This is a genomic window from uncultured Wocania sp. (assembly GCF_964021735.1).
GTDB lineage: Bacteria > Bacteroidota > Bacteroidia > Flavobacteriales > Flavobacteriaceae > Wocania_A.
Window position 1 is genome coordinate 15,834 of record NZ_CAXIBN010000010.1, and the last position, 17,866, is coordinate 33,699.

Annotated in this window: 15 protein-coding genes; all 15 read left to right on the forward strand. The window is 32.5% G+C overall.

The window, feature by feature from the left end; all coding sequences use genetic code 11:
* The 15 genes from AADI82_RS01900 (at position 1) to AADI82_RS01970 (ending at position 17,795) form a co-directional block, all read left to right on the forward strand.
* On the forward strand, positions 1-699 hold the full coding sequence (locus tag AADI82_RS01900; RefSeq protein ID WP_341214778.1) for an acylneuraminate cytidylyltransferase family protein: 699 nt from the start codon (positions 1-3) through the stop codon (positions 697-699).
* Positions 699-2,405: an asparagine synthase (glutamine-hydrolyzing) gene (gene asnB / locus AADI82_RS01905; protein ID WP_341214779.1), complete on the forward strand. Its 1,707-nt coding sequence runs from the start codon at positions 699-701 to the stop codon at positions 2,403-2,405. The genes AADI82_RS01900 and asnB overlap by 1 nt, the downstream gene beginning before the upstream one ends.
* Entirely contained in the window at positions 2,402-3,796 is a 1,395-nt protein-coding gene (locus AADI82_RS01910) for a UDP-glycosyltransferase (protein WP_341214780.1), read from the forward strand. Before asnB ends, AADI82_RS01910 begins: the two co-directional genes overlap by 4 nt.
* A gap of 25 nt (positions 3,797-3,821) precedes the next feature.
* Positions 3,822-5,255 carry an MBOAT family O-acyltransferase gene (locus tag AADI82_RS01915; protein WP_341214781.1) on the forward strand — a complete coding sequence of 478 codons (1,434 nt, stop codon included), beginning with the start codon at positions 3,822-3,824 and terminating at the stop codon, positions 5,253-5,255.
* A 1-nt stretch (position 5,256) separates the two neighbouring features.
* Positions 5,257-6,150: a hypothetical protein gene (locus AADI82_RS01920; RefSeq protein WP_341214782.1), complete on the forward strand. Its 894-nt coding sequence runs from the start codon at positions 5,257-5,259 to the stop codon at positions 6,148-6,150.
* Entirely contained in the window at positions 6,147-7,289 is a 1,143-nt protein-coding gene (locus tag AADI82_RS01925) for a glycosyltransferase family 4 protein (protein ID WP_341214783.1), read from the forward strand. Before AADI82_RS01920 ends, AADI82_RS01925 begins: the two co-directional genes overlap by 4 nt.
* Entirely contained in the window at positions 7,286-8,821 is a 1,536-nt protein-coding gene (locus AADI82_RS01930; RefSeq protein ID WP_341214784.1) for a glycosyltransferase family A protein, read from the forward strand. Before AADI82_RS01925 ends, AADI82_RS01930 begins: the two co-directional genes overlap by 4 nt.
* The gene (locus AADI82_RS01935; RefSeq protein WP_341214785.1) at positions 8,822-9,550 is read left to right on the forward strand and encodes a glycosyltransferase family 2 protein; all 729 of its coding nucleotides are present in this window, start codon (positions 8,822-8,824) and stop codon (positions 9,548-9,550) included. It abuts the gene before it with no gap.
* A 95-nt stretch (positions 9,551-9,645) separates the two neighbouring features.
* Positions 9,646-10,848: a hypothetical protein gene (locus AADI82_RS01940; protein ID WP_341214786.1), complete on the forward strand. Its 1,203-nt coding sequence runs from the start codon at positions 9,646-9,648 to the stop codon at positions 10,846-10,848.
* A complete protein-coding gene (locus AADI82_RS01945; protein ID WP_341214787.1) occupies positions 10,845-11,840 on the forward strand; it encodes a glycosyltransferase in 996 nt (331 codons plus the stop codon). Before AADI82_RS01940 ends, AADI82_RS01945 begins: the two co-directional genes overlap by 4 nt.
* A complete protein-coding gene (locus tag AADI82_RS01950) occupies positions 11,837-12,952 on the forward strand; it encodes a glycosyltransferase (protein WP_341214788.1) in 1,116 nt (371 codons plus the stop codon). Before AADI82_RS01945 ends, AADI82_RS01950 begins: the two co-directional genes overlap by 4 nt.
* Entirely contained in the window at positions 12,952-14,022 is a 1,071-nt protein-coding gene (locus AADI82_RS01955) for a glycosyltransferase (protein WP_341214789.1), read from the forward strand. Before AADI82_RS01950 ends, AADI82_RS01955 begins: the two co-directional genes overlap by 1 nt.
* The gene (locus AADI82_RS01960) at positions 14,019-15,380 is read left to right on the forward strand and encodes an O-antigen ligase family protein (protein WP_341214790.1); all 1,362 of its coding nucleotides are present in this window, start codon (positions 14,019-14,021) and stop codon (positions 15,378-15,380) included. Before AADI82_RS01955 ends, AADI82_RS01960 begins: the two co-directional genes overlap by 4 nt.
* On the forward strand, positions 15,334-16,344 hold the full coding sequence (locus AADI82_RS01965) for a glycosyltransferase family 4 protein (protein WP_341214791.1): 1,011 nt from the start codon (positions 15,334-15,336) through the stop codon (positions 16,342-16,344). Before AADI82_RS01960 ends, AADI82_RS01965 begins: the two co-directional genes overlap by 47 nt.
* 59 nt (positions 16,345-16,403) lie before the next feature.
* Positions 16,404-17,795, forward strand: a complete 1,392-nt coding sequence (locus AADI82_RS01970) for a sugar transferase (protein WP_341214792.1) — start codon at positions 16,404-16,406, stop codon at positions 17,793-17,795.
* Positions 17,796-17,866: the final 71 nt, after the last annotated feature.

The window sequence follows — 17,866 nt, forward strand, 5'->3', positions numbered from 1 at the left end:
ATGAAAATTTTAGGACTCATACCGGCACGAGGAGGTAGCAAAGGTATTCCGAATAAAAACCGAAAGGTGTTAAACGGAAAACCCTTGTTGCAATATACAATTGAGGCTGCTTTATGCTCTAAATTACTCAGCCGAGTTGTATTTTCTTCAGAAGATGAAACGCTTATTAAATTAGCTAAATCGATGAAAGTAGATGTGCCTTTTGTACGTCCTTCAAAATTCTCAAAAGACAATTCCGGTACTTTGGAAGTGGTACAGCACGCCATAAAAAAACTTGCCGATGAAGGAGAAACTTATGATGCCGTATGCTTGCTTCAGGTAACGAATCCGTTTAGGACTTCAGAATTTATTGATGAGGCTATAAAAAAATTTAAAACCTCTGGTGCAGACACGCTACTTTCGGTTTTAAAAGTACCGCATGAGTACAATCCGCATTGGACGTTTAAAGTGTCTAAATCGGGACATATAAAATTGGCTACAGGAGAAAATCAAATCATAAAAAGACGTCAAGATTTACCCGATGCCTACCATCGAGATGGTGCAATATATTTAATAAAAACAGATACCATTTTAAAACAAAACACACTTTACGGGAAAACGATTAGCTATATAGAATCTAACCCCAATCGCTATATAAATATTGATACAGCTAAAGATTGGGATAAAGCCGAGGAAATGGTAAAAAATTTTAGCCAATAATGTGTGGAATAACGGGAATTATTGGGAAAAAAGCTTCCGAAGGAAGTTTGCAAAAAATGCTTGTTGCACAAAGGCACCGTGGCCCTGATTTTACCGGAACTTACTTAAAAAATGATGTGGCATTGGGGCATAATAGGCTATCGATAATAGATACGTCTGCCAATGCGAATCAACCCTTTATTTCAAATTGTAACAGATATATTTTATGCTTTAATGGCGAAATATATAATTATCTCGAATTAAAAAACGAACTCCAAAACAATTACGATTTTAAAACAGTTTCAGATACCGAGGTATTATTGGCGGCCTACATTAAATGGGGTGAAAACTGTTTACATAAATTAAATGGCATGTTCGCGTTTGCGATTTGGGACACCAAAGAACAGGCTCTTTTTGCTGCTCGCGATAGATTTGGAGTTAAGCCTTTTTATTATGTATTTAAAGACGATTCTTTCTATTTTGCCTCCGAAATAAAAACACTTTTTGCTGGAGGAATTCAAAAGAAAACAAACGATTTGGTATGGGCAAATTACTTTTTTTGTGGTAGTTACGGCATGCCAAATGAAACGTTTTGGAAAGGCATTGAGCAGCTACCGGGTGGCCATTTTATGTTTTTAAAAAAGGGAAATATTAAAACCAAAAGATGGTATGTTTTTGAAGAAGAAATTAAAAAACACAAAAAAGAGCTACCTTTTAAAGAAGTAAAGGCAACCTATAAAAGTCTATTAGAGGACAGTATTAAATTACGATTTCGTTCGGATGTGCCCATAGGGTTTAATGTGAGTGGCGGATTGGACAGTTCTGCACTTTTAGCTCTGGTTAATAAAAACGAAAAAGGAAAAAACATTAACGCTTATACCTTTTATACTAATAATCCGGATTACGATGAATTACCTTGGGTTGAAACCCTTTTAAAACACACAAAAAATCCGTTACAAAAAGTCCGTTTTAATGCCAATCAAGTCAAAGAGTTTAGCAATGTAATGTCAAGTTATCAAGACGAGCCCTTTGGTGGTGTTCCCACAATGGCTTATGCCGAAATCTTTAAAAAAGCCAGAAAAGATGGGGTTATCGTATTGTTGGATGGTCAAGGTATGGATGAACAATGGGCGGGTTACGATTATTATTTAAACAACAACAATAGTGTTATACAAGGTGTTAATAAATCGCCTTTTAAACCTAAAATTTTAAATAATGAATTTTTAAAACTTGCTAAAAAACCAGAGTATCCCAAACCTTTTGATAGTGACCTTTTAAACTTACAATTCAGAGATTTGTTTTACACAAAAATCCCGAGAGCATTGCGTTTTAACGACCGTATTTCGATGGCGAATAGCACAGAATTAAGGGAACCTTTTTTAGATTATAGGCTAGTGGAATTTGCTTTTGCTCAACCCTTAAACCATAAAATTAAGGATGGAATTCAAAAGTATTTATTACGATCTTTAACTTCTGAATATTTATCGGATGATATAACGTATGCACCCAAACGCCCTTTACAAACACCTCAGCGTGAGTGGTTGGCCTATGATATGAAAGATTGGGTGCAGTTAAAAATCGGTACATTAAAAAGCATGGATTGGTTTAATGAAACATTAATGGAAAAAGAATTACAATATTATTTTAATAAAAATCAAGACAGTAGTTTTCATATCTGGCAGTGGATTAACACCAGTTTGCTTTTAAAACCAAATAAAGATACATGAAAAAAAAGGTGTTTGTTTTAGTGTCCGATGGTGTTAGCCTCCGCAATTTCGCTTATACGTCTTTTTATAAATTAGGAATTGAGCAAGGGTACGATGTTGTTTTTTGGAATGCCACACCTTTTAATTTGGAGCAACTTAACTTAAAAGAAGTTAAAATAAGTAATGCTAAACCAAGTACATTTTCGGATGTGTTGAAAACGGCATTGATAAGAATTGAGTTGAATCTGTTTTCAAAACGGGAAAAGGATGCGATCTATCAAAAATACAAATTCCCGTTATCGTATAAAACCATAAAAGCTTCGGTTAAAAGTTTGATTATCGAATGTTACAGTAAACTATATAATTCTGAAAACGGCATCATAAAAATCCGAAAGAAAATAACTGCTTCAGAAAGAAAGACAAGCTATTATAAAGATTGCAAACTCACTTTGGAAGCCGAAGAACCAGAGCTTGTTTTATCAACCAGTCAACGAGCATTGGCGGCCATTGCTCCTTTAACAGCAGCACAAGATTTAAATATACCAACAGCATCGTTTATTTATTCGTGGGATAATATTCCAAAAGCTACAACAGTAGTAACAACCAATTTTTATTTTGTTTGGAGTACATATATGAAAAAAGAGTTGCTCCATTATCAGCGTTATATAAGCCCTAACCAAATAAAGGTAACGGGCACACCACAATTTGAAAATCATTTTGACGCCACTTTAAAAACATCAAAAACAAACTTTTTCAAAGCCTATAATTTGGATGTGAACAAGAAATATATTTGTTTTAGTGGTGATGATATAACGACTTCGCCCAAAGATGAATTGTATTTACGAGATGTAGCCAAAGCTGTGCGAAGCCTCAATAAAAAAGAATATAACCTCGGTGTTGTATTTAGAAAATGTCCTGTTGATTTTTCCGATAGATATGATACCATAATTGAAGAATACAAAGATGTTATTGTAGCGATAGATCCAATATGGAAAAAAATGGGAGTAGCTTGGAATGGCATATTACCAACAAAAGAAGACTATAAATTACAAACCAATATTATTGCCCATACCGAATGTGTTGTAAATTTAGGATCATCCATGGTGTTTGATTATGCGGCACATAATAAACCCTGTGCTTTTATAGATTATAATTATTTAAACGCTTCAAATTCGTATAAAAAAGGTGTGCATGTTTATGATTTTGTACATTTTAGGTCAATGCCTTCTAAGGAAGCCGTAGTTTGGTTGTCAAAACCAGATACTATTGCAGACCAATTAGAAACGGTTATGGAAAACCCATCAAAAACAGTATCAAAAGCTAAATCGTGGTTTGAAATTATCAATGTGCATCCGCCAGAGAATGCTTGTAATCGTTTTTGGATAGAGATAGATAAATTGGTTATAAAATAATGGCTAAAATTTTAAACAATTAATAATGCTGTTCAACTCCATAGCTTTTCTAATATTTTTGCCAATAACCTTTTCGCTGTATTGGTTTTTGCTAAAAAAAAGTACAAAAGGTCAAAATATACTGTTGTTGTTGGCAAGTTATTTTTTCTACGGCTGGTGGGATTATCGCTTTTTGATTCTTATTGCATTAAGCACCATTGTTGATTATTTTATAGGGTTATCGCTTGAAAAAGAACAGGTTGATAAAAAACGAAAACTCTTATTGGGTTTAAGTTTAGCATTCAATCTGGGTTTATTGGGGTTTTTTAAATACTACAATTTTTTTATTGAAAGTTGGATTGATGTTTGGCAAAACATAGGTGTCCAAATGCATGCGTCAACCCTAAATATTGTACTGCCTGTTGGTATTTCCTTTTATACATTTCAAACCCTTAGTTATACCATTGATGTATATCGTAAAAAACTAAAGCCAACACATAACTTTATCAATTTCGCCACTTTTGTGGCCTTTTTTCCGCAATTGGTTGCAGGTCCGATAGAGCGAGCAACAAACTTACTTCCACAGTTTTTTGTAAAAAGAAATTTTAATAAAGAAAGGGCTATATCTGGCATACATTTGATTATTTGGGGATTGTTTAAAAAAATAGTAATTGCCGATGGTTGTGCGACTTACGTCAATGCCATTTTTAGCAATTATGAAACACTAAACACACTAACGCTGTGTATTGGGGCTATTTATTTTGCTTTCCAGATTTATGGCGATTTTTCTGGTTATAGCGATATAGCTATTGGTACCGCCAGATTATTTGGATTCGAACTCATGCGAAACTTTAATCTGCCTTATTTTTCCAGAGATGTGGCAGAGTTTTGGCGCAGGTGGCATATATCTTTATCAACTTGGTTTCGCGATTATTTATACATTCCGTTAGGAGGCTCAAGGGGCAGTAAAAATAATCAATTACGAAATGTGTTCATCATTTTTTTAGTCAGCGGATTTTGGCACGGGGCAAATTGGACCTTTATTATTTGGGGCGCATTGCATGCTGTTTTTTTTATTCCTCTGTTATTAAGAAAACAAAACAGGAGACACATAAACCAAGTTTCTAAAAACACATTGATACCTTCTTTTAGCGAAATGTTTAAAATGCTAAAAACCTTTATTCTTGTTACATTGGCTTGGGTGTTTTTTAGAGCCGACAATGTATCTATGGCCACGGATTACTTAAAAAGATTGGTACTAAACCTGAATTTTAAAATTGAATATTTAACAATTGAAAGATATAATGTAGAAATGTTTGCCCTTATAGGTATATTTATACTTTTAGAATGGTTTAACAGGCAAAAGGAACACCCTTTTTCTGGCAAATTCAAATGGATTAAAATTACAGGAGCCATGCTTATGCTAATTCTATTTGGGGTATATTCAAACCACCAAGAATTTATATATTTCCAGTTTTAATATGAAGGAATTTATAAAATACATATTTAAAATAATTATTATTGCTTTCGTTATCATGTATGTTTTTGATGAGGTGTATTCATATACTTTCCAAAATGGAACACCGAGAAATAAAATTCAAAAAATACTACAATTAAATAACCACCATTACGATTATGCTTTTTTGGGTTCGTCAAGAACCGAGAACCATATCGATTGCGAACTTATTGAAAAATTAACAGGGAAATCTTGTATTAACTTCGGTATATCGGGCGGTACCATAGGCGATATGTTAATATTAATGACCATTGCAGAATCCAAAGGTATCACCTTTAACGAGGTCTTTTTACAAGTGGATTATAGTTATAACGGTTCAGGGATTTCCAATAATTTTAGGGCAAGTTTAGTACCGTATATTAATGATAAAGTAGTAAAGCATCAACTAATTAAAAATGGAGAAAATGTATTTTATAATTACATCCCATTTTACCGCTATTTAAAGTATGACAAGGTAGTTGGTTTTAGAGAGTTTTTTTCGGTGCTTTTTAATAAGAAACCTAAAACAGATCTCAATGTAGGTTTTGCTCCAAAAATAGGACAAGGATTGGCGGTTTCCGGTAAATTACCCGATAAATTTAAAGCTGAAAATGAGGAGTTGACCGCACTATTCAGACTTATGGAAAAGCGGAATACCAAGTTGACTTGCTTCACTGCACCCTATTGTAAGAACATTGAAAATCGAGCGGTTATGCGCACTTTAAAATCCCGAATCCCTGATTTAAAAGATTACATTTCAATATTTGATGACAATCCCGAGTTTTTCTTTAATTGCGGACATCTTAACATTGAAGGAGCTAGAGCCTTTACTGAAATTATAACCGAAGATCTAATTCAACCTACAAAAATAAACCTATGAAAATTGCCTTTTTAACACCCGAATACCCACATAGATATACAGGTTCTGCTGGTGGCATTGGTACTAGTATTTTAAACTTAACAAAGGGCTTAACTGCGTTGGGACATCAAGTTATTATTTTGGTTTACGGGCAAGATGAGGATGCTTATTTTGAAGAAGATAACGTGCGTTATTATAAAATAAAGAATATTAAAATTAAAGGTTTATCGTTTTATTTTACCCAAAAAAAAGTTGAGCGATTAATTAATAAATTATATTCCGAAAATAAGATTGATATCGTTGAAGCGCCAGATTGGACCGGCTTTACAGCATTTATAAATCCTAAATGCCCATTGGTAATTAGAGAAAACGGTAGCGACACTTATTTTTGTCATTTAGATAATCGCCCCGTAAAGTTTAAAAATAAATACCTCGAAAAGCGAGCCTTAAAAAAAGTCGATGCCATTATTTCGGTAAGTCATTTTACAGGAACCCTAACCAATAAGTTATTCAAACTAAAAAGACCTTTTACGGTAATTCCCAATGCTATCGATGTTTCGGCTTTTAAACCAATGGCAAAAACAGATACTAAACTAACCATTTTGTATTTTGGAACATTAATACGAAAGAAAGGCTTGTTGGAGTTGCCAGAAATTTTCAATAAAGTGCACATTAAAAATAAAGAAGCAGAACTTATTTTAGTGGGGAAAGACAGTCCAGATATTTTTACCAAATCTAAATCTACTTGGGCATTAATGCAGCCCTTATTTAATGTCCATGCCATAAAAAAAGTAAACTATTTGGGGGCTGTACCTTATAAAGACATGCAAGATTTAATACAGCAAGCTAGCCTTTGTGTGTTTCCTACATTTGCAGAAGCTTTACCGGTATCTTGGATTGAGGCTATGGCGATGGAAAAACCCATCGTAGCCTCCAATGTTGGTTGGGCAAAAGAAGTGATTTCAGATGGCATTAATGGCTATTTAGTGCATCCCAAAGACCATACAACGTATGCAAACAGAATTGTTGATCTAATTGAAAACACAAACCTGCAAGCAGACTTTGGTAAAGCGGCTAGAAAAAAAGTACTCACTACGTTTAGTACAGAAGTGGTTGCAAAACAGAGTATTGAATTTTATAAATCGATGATTACTTCATGATAATAGTGTTTCATAAACAAGGTAAGATTACAGATTTGAGAGGCGACTCTCAATCTAATTTACATGTTTATAAACAAAAGAAGGTAACGTCATCTTTATTCGATTTGGCATCAAATCATCCAAATTGTATTTTAGTCTGGTGCCACGAATCCCTAAAAGAGCATATTAATATTGAAGGCATAAAGGCATCTTTTCATCTTAAAAACATGATGCTTTCTTATGGGGCAAACCCATATTTTTCTAACCGAATTGGTTATGTTGAAGATTCTCCATTTTTAAAAATAAATAAAACCGTAACATACCCAACATGGTTAATGAGCAGTCAAGTTGGCGCTATTTACGCATCACAGCTATTAAAGTTTAAAAACAAAATACAGTTGAACGATACTTTCGATTTTGTTTTAAACACCATTGCAAAACAGGGGATGCCCAATGGTTTATTTTGTTATTCCGAGCCTAAGCTTTTAAATAAAAACACCGCTTTAATTCATTCTCAAACAGCTTCAAACGTTCAATTGTTTAAGTTTGTAAAACTACATTATAAAAGTGTTTGGAGCAGTTTATTGCTTCTTAATATTATAGTAAACGAAGCTAAGTTCCCTATATGGGCTTTTGTTCGGAATTTGTTTAAAAGACAACAAAAATTCAAGTTGGAATTTGATTTGGAACCGCTTGAAAAACAAGACGAAAAAACGAGTTCAACAATAGATGTTATTATTCCAACCATGGGGCGAAAAGCATATTTGCATGATGTATTAAAAGATTTGTCCAACCAAACCTTATTGCCCAAACAGGTTATTATTGTTGAACAAAATGAAGCTATTGAAAGCAAAACGGACTTAGATTTTATAAAAAACAAAACATGGCCTTTTAGTATAGTTCATAAATTCACACACCAAACAGGAGCTTGTAATGCCCGTAATTTGGCTTTAAAAGAAGTAACGGCAGACTATGTTTTTTTTGCTGATGATGACATAAGATTTAATAAAAGCTTATTGTTAAACAGCAGTAATTTCATGAATGAGAATTATATAAAAGCCATGACTTTAAGTTGCTTAAGGGAAGATGAAGCAGAAGATTTTAGAACCATATTTCAGTGGTCGTCATTTGGTTCTGGTTGTAGTATTGTAAAACGTGAAGTCTTAAAAGACATAGAATTCAACTTAGCCTACGAACATGGTTTTGGTGAAGATGCCGATTTTGGTATGCAATTGCGACATTTAGGAGCAGATGTAATTTATTATCCAAAAGAAACAATAATGCATTTAAAAGCACCCGTAGGTGGTTTTCGTGTGCCGTACAAACATCCTTGGCAAAAGGAGGGCGAAGTGCAGCCCAAACCTTCCCCAACAGTGATGCTGAACCGATTGAATAATTCAACTCCACAACAAGTATTGGGTTACAGAACTAAGCTGTTTTTTAAATACTATAAAGCACAAAAGGTTAAAAACCCCATAGCGTATTATAAACTGTTTAAAAGGCAATGGGGACAAAGTTTGTTTTGGGCGAAATTTTTATTAAAAAAAGTATAAATGAATAACACATTTGCTAAATTATCCATCATTATTCCCGCTTATAATGAAGCGGCAACCATCCATCAAATTTTAGACAAAATTAAAGCCGTAGAACTCTTGGGCAATCTAAAAAAAGAACTCGTTATTGTTAACGATTATAGTACCGACGGAACTTCAGAGGCTGTAAAAGCGTATATGAATGTTAATACCGATTTGAATATTAAGTTTTTTGAACACGAAAAAAACATGGGAAAAGGCGCTGCATTGCACACAGGAATTGATAAAGCTAAGGGGGATATTGTAATTATTCAAGATGCCGATTTGGAATATGATCCAAATGAATACAATATACTATTAAACCCCATTTTAAACGGACATGCCGATGTGGTTTACGGTAGTAGGTTTATGGGAAGCAATCCACATAGAATCTTGTTTTTTTGGCATAGTATAGGAAATAAATTCCTAACGTTTTTAAGCAATATGATGACCAATTTAAACTTAACCGATATGGAAACTTGTTACAAGATGTTTCGTGCGGATATGTTAAAATCATTAACTTTAAAAGAAAACAGGTTTGGTTTTGAACCCGAAGTAACCGCAAAAATATCGCGCATTCCAAAAGTTAGGATATACGAAGTAGGTATCAGTTATTACGGAAGAACGTTTGAAGAAGGTAAAAAAATAGGCTGGAAAGATGGTTTTAGGGCTATATATTGTATTTTGAAATATAGATTCTATAAAAAATGACAAAGTGCTTGAACAAACCTAGTTGTATTGTTATAGTTTTTTTGTGTGCATTGATACCTAAAATTTACTTTTTAGCCTTATCTTATAATAATAACGTGTACACGCCCCAAAAAGCATACCACAACGGCGATGCATCACACTATTTAAAAATTGCGAAAAATATTTATGTGTTTGGTGTTTTTTCAGATAATAATTCTAAAATGCCAACAGAAAGTGCTACATGGCGATCTCCTTTTTGGCCATTTGTTCTAGCCTCATTTTTTTATTTAACTAATGATCTGTTTGGTTTAATTATAACAAAATCAATATTTGAATTCATGTTGTTAATTGTTGCCTTTTCACTGATAAGGCATATTAAAAACATTAAGCCTGTTCATTTTTTGTTTTTTTTAGTGCTTTTTATAGAACCCTATTATTTAAAGTACTCCATAACATTTTTGTCAGAAAGTTTAACATCTATACTAATACTAGTATTGGCACTGGCCTTCGTGTTATTCAATGAATCAAAAAAGTACAGTATTCTTATCCCATTGCTATCTGTAATTGTAATGCTCTGCCATCCAGTTTCTGTGTTTTTTGTGTTGACTTTATTGGTTATTTATGGTTTAATCAATTTAAAAAAGCATCCAATTAGGATAATAGCCCATGCTGTCTTGGTCATGGGATTAACAATGTTATGGCCTTTAAGAAACCTGCAAACTTTTAGTCAAGGGTTTTATTTAACAGCGTCACAAGGAGCCACATTTTCTAAAGGATGGAATGAAATGGTTATTGATAATTATACTAATGTAGATGGCGATTTGGCCGATGAAAGTTTGAACCTAAAACACGTAGAAAATTTAAAGGATAACGCTAAATATTCAACCCTAAAATTAGCTAAACTTTATAAGGAAGGCACCCTAAATTATATTAAAAGTTTAAGTTTTTTTGAGGCTGTACATATAGCGATGGTTAAATTAAAATCTAATTTTAATCCATTTCCTGAAAAACCGAAACCTGGATTTTTAGAAGCTTTGGCAACCGTTTTTAGAATATTTTATGGTATTTTGTTTTTGCAATGTCTATTCAGGATTTTTAAACAAAGAAAAATTGGTATAACATCAGAAAAAGATAAGGTTTTTTTAGTGGTCTTTTCAATATTAATGGGACAAATATTAATGTCCGTTTTCATTTATACCGGATTAAGATTTAATGCAATATACGGGTTGACACTATTATTTAGTTTTATATATGTTAATAAAAGATTTTTTATTCCGAAGAAAGAAAAATGGCATGTAATTTCTTATAAAAGCAGATGAAATTCTCATTAATTATATGTACCTATATGCGGAGCGAACCTTTGTTGAAACTGCTGTTTTCAGTAAAGGAACAAACCTTGTATCCTAATGAAATATTAATTATTGATGGTTCTATTGGCGATATAACGAAACAACTGTTTAAAAACCATACCTTTAAAAACCTAAGTTATTATAAAGTTGAAGAAAAGGGCAGAGGCCTAACCAAACAACGTAATTTCGGAATTAATTTAGTTGAAGAAACTTCAGAAATCATTTGTTTTTTAGACGACGACATTATTTTAAAACCAAATTACTTTGAAAATTTATTATCAACATATTCCAAAAAAAGTGAGGCACTAGCTGTTGGTGGTTATATTTTAAACGATAATGTATGGAAGCCATCCGATAATAAAAACAATAAAAACAAATTCTATTTTGATGGTTGGATGCGAAGTGAACCCTCAAGATTTAAATTAAGACGAAAATTTGGTTTGATACCAGATACCAAACCGGGATTTTTCCCAACATTTGCCCACGGAAGGTCTGTTGGTTTTTTACCGCCTTCTGGAAAAATTTACGATGTTGAACAAATCATGGGTGGTGTATCGTCATACAAAAAAGAGGTTTTTCAGCAACTTAGCTTTTCAACCTATTTTGAAGGCTACGGATTGTACGAAGATGCCGATTTTAGTTTGCGGCTCTCAAAAATGGGCAAGCTTTACGTAAACACTGCAGCCCAATTGTACCATTACCACGACAATTCAGGCAGACCAAATAAGTACAAATATGGCAAAATGGTAGTAAGAAACGGGTGGTATGTTTGGCGCGTAAAATTTCCAAAACCAACTTTAAAGGCTAGAATAAAATGGCATGCCACATCGTTTTTGTTAACAATTATCAGGTTTACAAATGTTGTAAATACTAATAAAAAGAAAGAGGCTTTAACCGAAAGTTTGGGTAGGATAGTAGGTTGGTGGTCGTTAGTTTTTAATAAACCAAACGTAAAATTATGAGGTTTTTAATCATTTCGCACACCAAACATAGGCAACAAAACAATTTGCTTTATGCCTATGCGCCTTATGTACGCGAAATGAATTTATGGTTAAAATATGTAGATGAAGTGGAAATTGTAGCTCCAAAAATAAATGAACTGGTTTCAAATATTGAAATACCATACAAACATGGTAAAATTCATTATAATAAGATACCAACTATAGCATTTACTTCGGTTAAAAAAAGTTTAGAAGCGTTAGTTAAAATCCCAATAATTTTCATTTCTATTTTTAAGGCCTGTAAAAGAGCCGATCATATTCATTTACGTTGTCCCGGAAATATTGGGCTTTTGGGGTGTTTGGTTCAAATATGTTTTCCAAAGAAAATAAAAACCGCAAAATATGCTGGGAACTGGGACCCAAAAAGTAGGCAACCTTTAAGTTATAGATTTCAAAAGTGGATTTTAAACAACACATTTTTCACTAAAAACATGCACGTATTGGTTTATGGCCATTGGAAAAACCAAACCAAAAATATTAAACCGTTTTTTACGGCCTCTTTTTCTGAAAAAGATAGAGTTAAGGTTGAAGAACGCGATTATAATAATAGGCTGCACTTTGTTTTTATAGGAGCTTTGGTAAAAGGAAAACGGCCGCTTTTTGCTATTAAATTGGTGAAACAATTAAAAAAAGAAGGCAAAAATGTTTTTTTGGAACTTTTTGGGGAAGGCCTTTTAAAAGAAGAACTCAACGATTATGTTATTAAAAATGGTTTAAAAGACATGGTTGTATTTAAAGGCAACCAAGATGCATCAATAATTAAAAACACGTTGAAAAATGCCCATTTTTTAATACTGCCTTCAAAATCTGAAGGTTGGCCCAAAGCCATTGCCGAAGCCATGTTTTTTGGAGCCATTCCTATTGCTACCAAAATTTCGTGTGTGCCTTTTATGCTTGATTATGGGAAACGCGGTATTTTGATTGAACACAATCTGGAAAGTGCAGTAGAAAAGATACTTGAAAATTTAAAAAACTACGATTTAAAACTAATGTCTAAATTGGCAAGTAATTGGTCTCAAAATTATACTTTAGAAGCCTTTGAAACCGAAGTGGCAAAATTACTAAATAACTAATGCGGATATTGCAATTGATAGATTCTTTAGATTCTGGTGGTGCAGAGCGTATGGCAGTAAATTATGCCAATATGTTATCTCAAAATCATACCTCTTTTATTTGCGCAACAAGAGCCGAAGGGTTATTAAAACAAGCCATTAATAAAGAGGTTAACTTTTTGTTTTTAGATAAAAAAAAGACATTAGATTTTAAAGCCATAAAGCGATTACATAATTATATCAAAAAGCATAACATTGAAATTATTCATGCGCATTCCACATCGTTTTTTTTCGCTACTTTAATAAAAGTTTTCAATAGAAAAACTAAATTAATATGGCACGATCATTACGGAAATAGTGAGTTTTTAAAGCATAGAGAATTTAAAATTTTAAAAGTATGTTCTTATTGGTTTAATAATATTATAAGTGTAAATAAAGTTCTTAAAGAGTGGTCTGAAAATTATTTAAAATGCGAAAGAGTTTCAGTTTTAAATAATTTTGTCATTGTAAATAATAACGAAATTAAAGAAACGGTTTTAAAAGGCGAAAACGAAAAAAGGATAGTCTGTTTAGCAAATTTAAGACCTCAAAAAAATCATTTGATGCTGCTTGAGGCCTTCAAAAAAATATTTGCATATAATCAGGAATGGACTTTACATTTAGTTGGAAAAGATCAATTAGATGATTATTCATCAAAATTAAAAGAAAAAATTAAAAGCTTAAAATTAAAAGAAAACGTTTTTATTTATGGAAATAAAAGCGATGTTCATCATATTTTAAACCAGAGTAGTATTGGAGTACTATCTTCATCATCTGAAGGGCTACCATTGTCCTTGTTAGAATACGGATTGGCTAAACTAGCTGTTGTAGCTACAGATGTTGGGGATTGTAATAAAGTTATTACCAACAATTCAGAAGGTACGTTGGTAAATCCTAATGATGCTGAAGCATTTTCAAAAGGCGTATTAAAATACATCAATAATGAAGGCGAACGCAAACAAGCAGGCGAAATGCTGTATAAAAATGTAACTAATAATTTTAGTGCTAAAAAAAACTTAGAGCAATTAATTTCAATTTATAACAAAGCGTGAAACAGTATAGTTACATAACGTTAATGGTGTTTCATATGGCTTTAGCTGTCGGCATATTTATTTTCGAACCCATATCTAAAGTCTATTTTATTGCGGTTCTCTTAGTATGTTTTTATAATATACTTAGTGCGCCAGCAAAAAAACGATATGTATATGTTTTGGGAGCCTGTGCATATGTGGTTGGATCCGAGGTTTTTTTAAGAATGACAGGGGGTAATTTTATATACGAAGCCTCAAAATATTTTATTATCCTATTTTTACTTATGGGTATGGTTCTAGGCGATGGAATGGAAAAAAAATCGTATATATATTTTATATATATATTGGCCTTGGTACCAGGGGTTGTTGTTGGGGCAAACACATTGGATTATGAAACCAATGTAAGAACGGCCATTGCTTTTAACTTAAGCGGGCCAATTTGTTTAGGAATAGTAGCCTTGTATTGCCATCAAAGAAGCATATCAATAAAAGCATTGCAAAATATATTGTTGGCTGCCATATTGCCAATAATAACCACAACAACTTACCTATTTTTATACAGCCCCAGCATTAAGGATGTGTTATCTGGCACACAATCAAACTTTCAAACTTCAGGAGGTTTTGGGCCAAATCAAGTATCAACCGTATTGGGTTTAGGTGTTTTTTTATTGGCAGGCAGATTGTTTTTGCAATCCAAAACTCTTTTTTTAAAGATTTTAAACGTTTTAATATTAGGCTTAATGGCATACAGAGCCATTATCACATTTAGTAGAGGAGGCGTTTTTGTTGCCGTTGTTGTAATTTTAGCTTTTATTGCAGTGTTTTATTTTAAATCTTCGTCTAAAACAAAGCTTCGGATAACGTTTACATTACTAATTTTCGGATTAGCTATATTGTTAACATGGTATGTTAGCTCTTTAAATACAGGCGGTTTAATTGATAAACGGTATAATAACCAAGACGCAATTGGCAGAACAAAAGACGATATAACCACGGGAAGAACAGGGTTGCTAACAAACGAATTAAACGAATTTTTCGAAAACCCCTTTTTAGGAGTTGGCGTTGGTAAATTAAAGGAACTACGATTTGAAAAAGAAGGCATACAAGCCGCATCGCATAACGAAATGAGTAGAATAATTGGAGAGCACGGCATTTTTGGTGTGGTAGCTTTTTCTATATTATTACTTACACCTCTTTTTTTAAGGTTTAAAAACAAAAAAAACATATATTTCTATTCCTTTTACCTATTTTGGTTTTTAACCATTAACCATTCATCCATGCGAATCGCGGCACCAGCTTTTATTTACGGACTAAGCCTGCTAAATGTAAAATATGACAAACCTATTATACATAGGAAACAAACTATCAAACAAGGGTAAAACCGTTACTTCCATTGAAACTTTAGGGGAGCTGCTTAAAGCCGAAGGTTTTGCAATTGAAACGGCTTCAAATAAAGTTAATAAGGTTTATCGGCTTGTTGATATGCTAAATTCCGTTATAAAGTATAGAAAACAAACTGATTTTGTACTAATAGACACCTATAGTTCTTCTAATTTTTATTACGCTTTGTTTGTTAGTCAATTATGCCGTTTTTTAAGGCTAAAATATATTCCAGTTTTAAGAGGTGGAAATTTACCCAATCGCTTAAAGTCTCACCCTAAGTTATCAAAATTAATATTTAATAATGCATATAAAAATGTAGCACCATCATTATATATGCAATCTAGTTTTGAAGTATTAGGGTATTCAAATTTAGTTTGTATTCCAAATTCTATCGAAATTAAAAACTACCCATTTAAAATTCGAAATATTGATAAAATAAAGTTATTATGGGTGCGTTCATTTTCAAAAATTTATAATCCATTATTGGCAATACAAGTTTTGAAAGCTTTAAAAGATAAACATATCGATGTAGAACTTTGTATGGTTGGACCAGATAATGACGGAAGTTTAGAAGAGACCAAAAAATATGCTGAAAAATTAAATGTAAAAGTAACCTTTACAGGAAAACTAGAAAAAGAAGAATGGGTTGGTATATCAAAAAACTTCAATGTTTTTATAAATACAACAAACTTTGATAATATGCCTGTAAGTGTTATTGAAGCTATGGCATTAGGTTTGCCTGTTATTTCAACAAATGTTGGAGGTCTTCCGTTTTTAATAACTAATGAAGTGGATGGTATTTTAATACCACCCAATAATGTTGAGGCATTTGTACAAGCTATTATTGAGATTAAAAATCAACCAGAAAAAATAAAAACTATGGTTATTTCTGCTAGAAAAACGGCAGAACAATTTGATTGGAATATAGTTAAAAATCAATGGATTAAACTCTTGAAATAATTAAGGCTTAATCAAATTTACTTACTATATTTATAGTCTCTCAATATTACGCTTTAAGAATGTCTAATAGCAGTATTCATTTTAATATTTCCGAACGTAAAGTTCTGCTTAGAATATTCGATATCGTTTCGGTGCTTGGTGTATTATATTTTGTAAGTAACACATTCAATTTTAATTATTTTACCATTACACAGGAAAACTGGACTTGGATTTTTGTTTTAATGCTTTATATCTCCGTTTTTGGTACTATTTTCGAGTTATACGATTTACAAAAATCTAGCAAAATAGAAACTGTTTCTGCTAACATTGTACTCACAGTATCCATTACTGTTTTGTTCTACTTTTTAACACCATTTTTCACACCTATATTACCCGATAATCGATTACAAATTTTATACTTTTATTTCGCTATACTATTTGCGCTTATTGTTTGGAGACTAGCGTACATTACCTTTGTAGTGTCTCCAAGGTTTTATAAAAAGGTATTAATTGTTGGCGAGACATCAAACATCGAATCTATTGTCGAGGCTTTTAATATTGCCGACCCCAATTATAAAATAGTTGGATTTATTAATTGTGAGACGAATAAAACTGATAAAGTTAAGTTTAAAGATATTGTTGAATATAGCCCTAAGCAAATTTATCAGGTTATCAAGGATGAAAACATTTCCGAAGTTGTTATAGCTAGTTATAATTCTGAAACTATAACATCAACAATATACAAAGATCTTATTACCTTATTAGAAGGAGGTTTTCCAATAAAAGAATATACACAGGTTTATGAAGATATGATGCAGCGAATTCCTGTTCAATTTGTTGGAAAAGATTTTTATAAATATTTTCCGTTTAGTCGAAGCAATCAAAATAAATTATATTTATTTTTTCATCGTTTTTTTGACTTAATTATTTCTGTAATTGGAATTTTTGCTGGTATTATTTTGTTGCCATTTATCCTTTTAGGAAATAGTATTGCAAATCGAGGTTCTCTTTTTTATTCTCAAGAACGAATTGGTAAAAACGGAAACCTTTTTAGAATTATTAAGTTCAGAACCATGGTAAAAAATGCTGAAAAAGAAGGTGCGGTTTGGGCAAAAAAGAACGATGCTAGAATAACAACATTTGGTAAGTTTTTACGAAACTCAAGACTAGATGAAATCCCACAGTTTTGGAATATTTTAATGGGCGATATGAGTTTGATTGGTCCAAGACCAGAACGTCCTTATTTTGTTAGAGAATTATCTCAAGTACTTCCGTTTTATGAAACACGACATATTATAAAACCAGGATTAACAGGTTGGGCACAAGTAAAAACTAGATACGGCTCATCGGTTGATGATAGCTTACTTAAACTGCAATACGATTTGTATTATATTAAACATCGAAGTTTTTTTCTAGATGCAAATATTCTTGTGAAAACGCTGAGTACTATTATATTTTTTAGAGGACAGTGATTCAGTTTTCAGTCGCAGTCGCAGTCTTCAGTAAATTGTAGTTTCAATCTAAAAATTCCCCGATGGCTGTT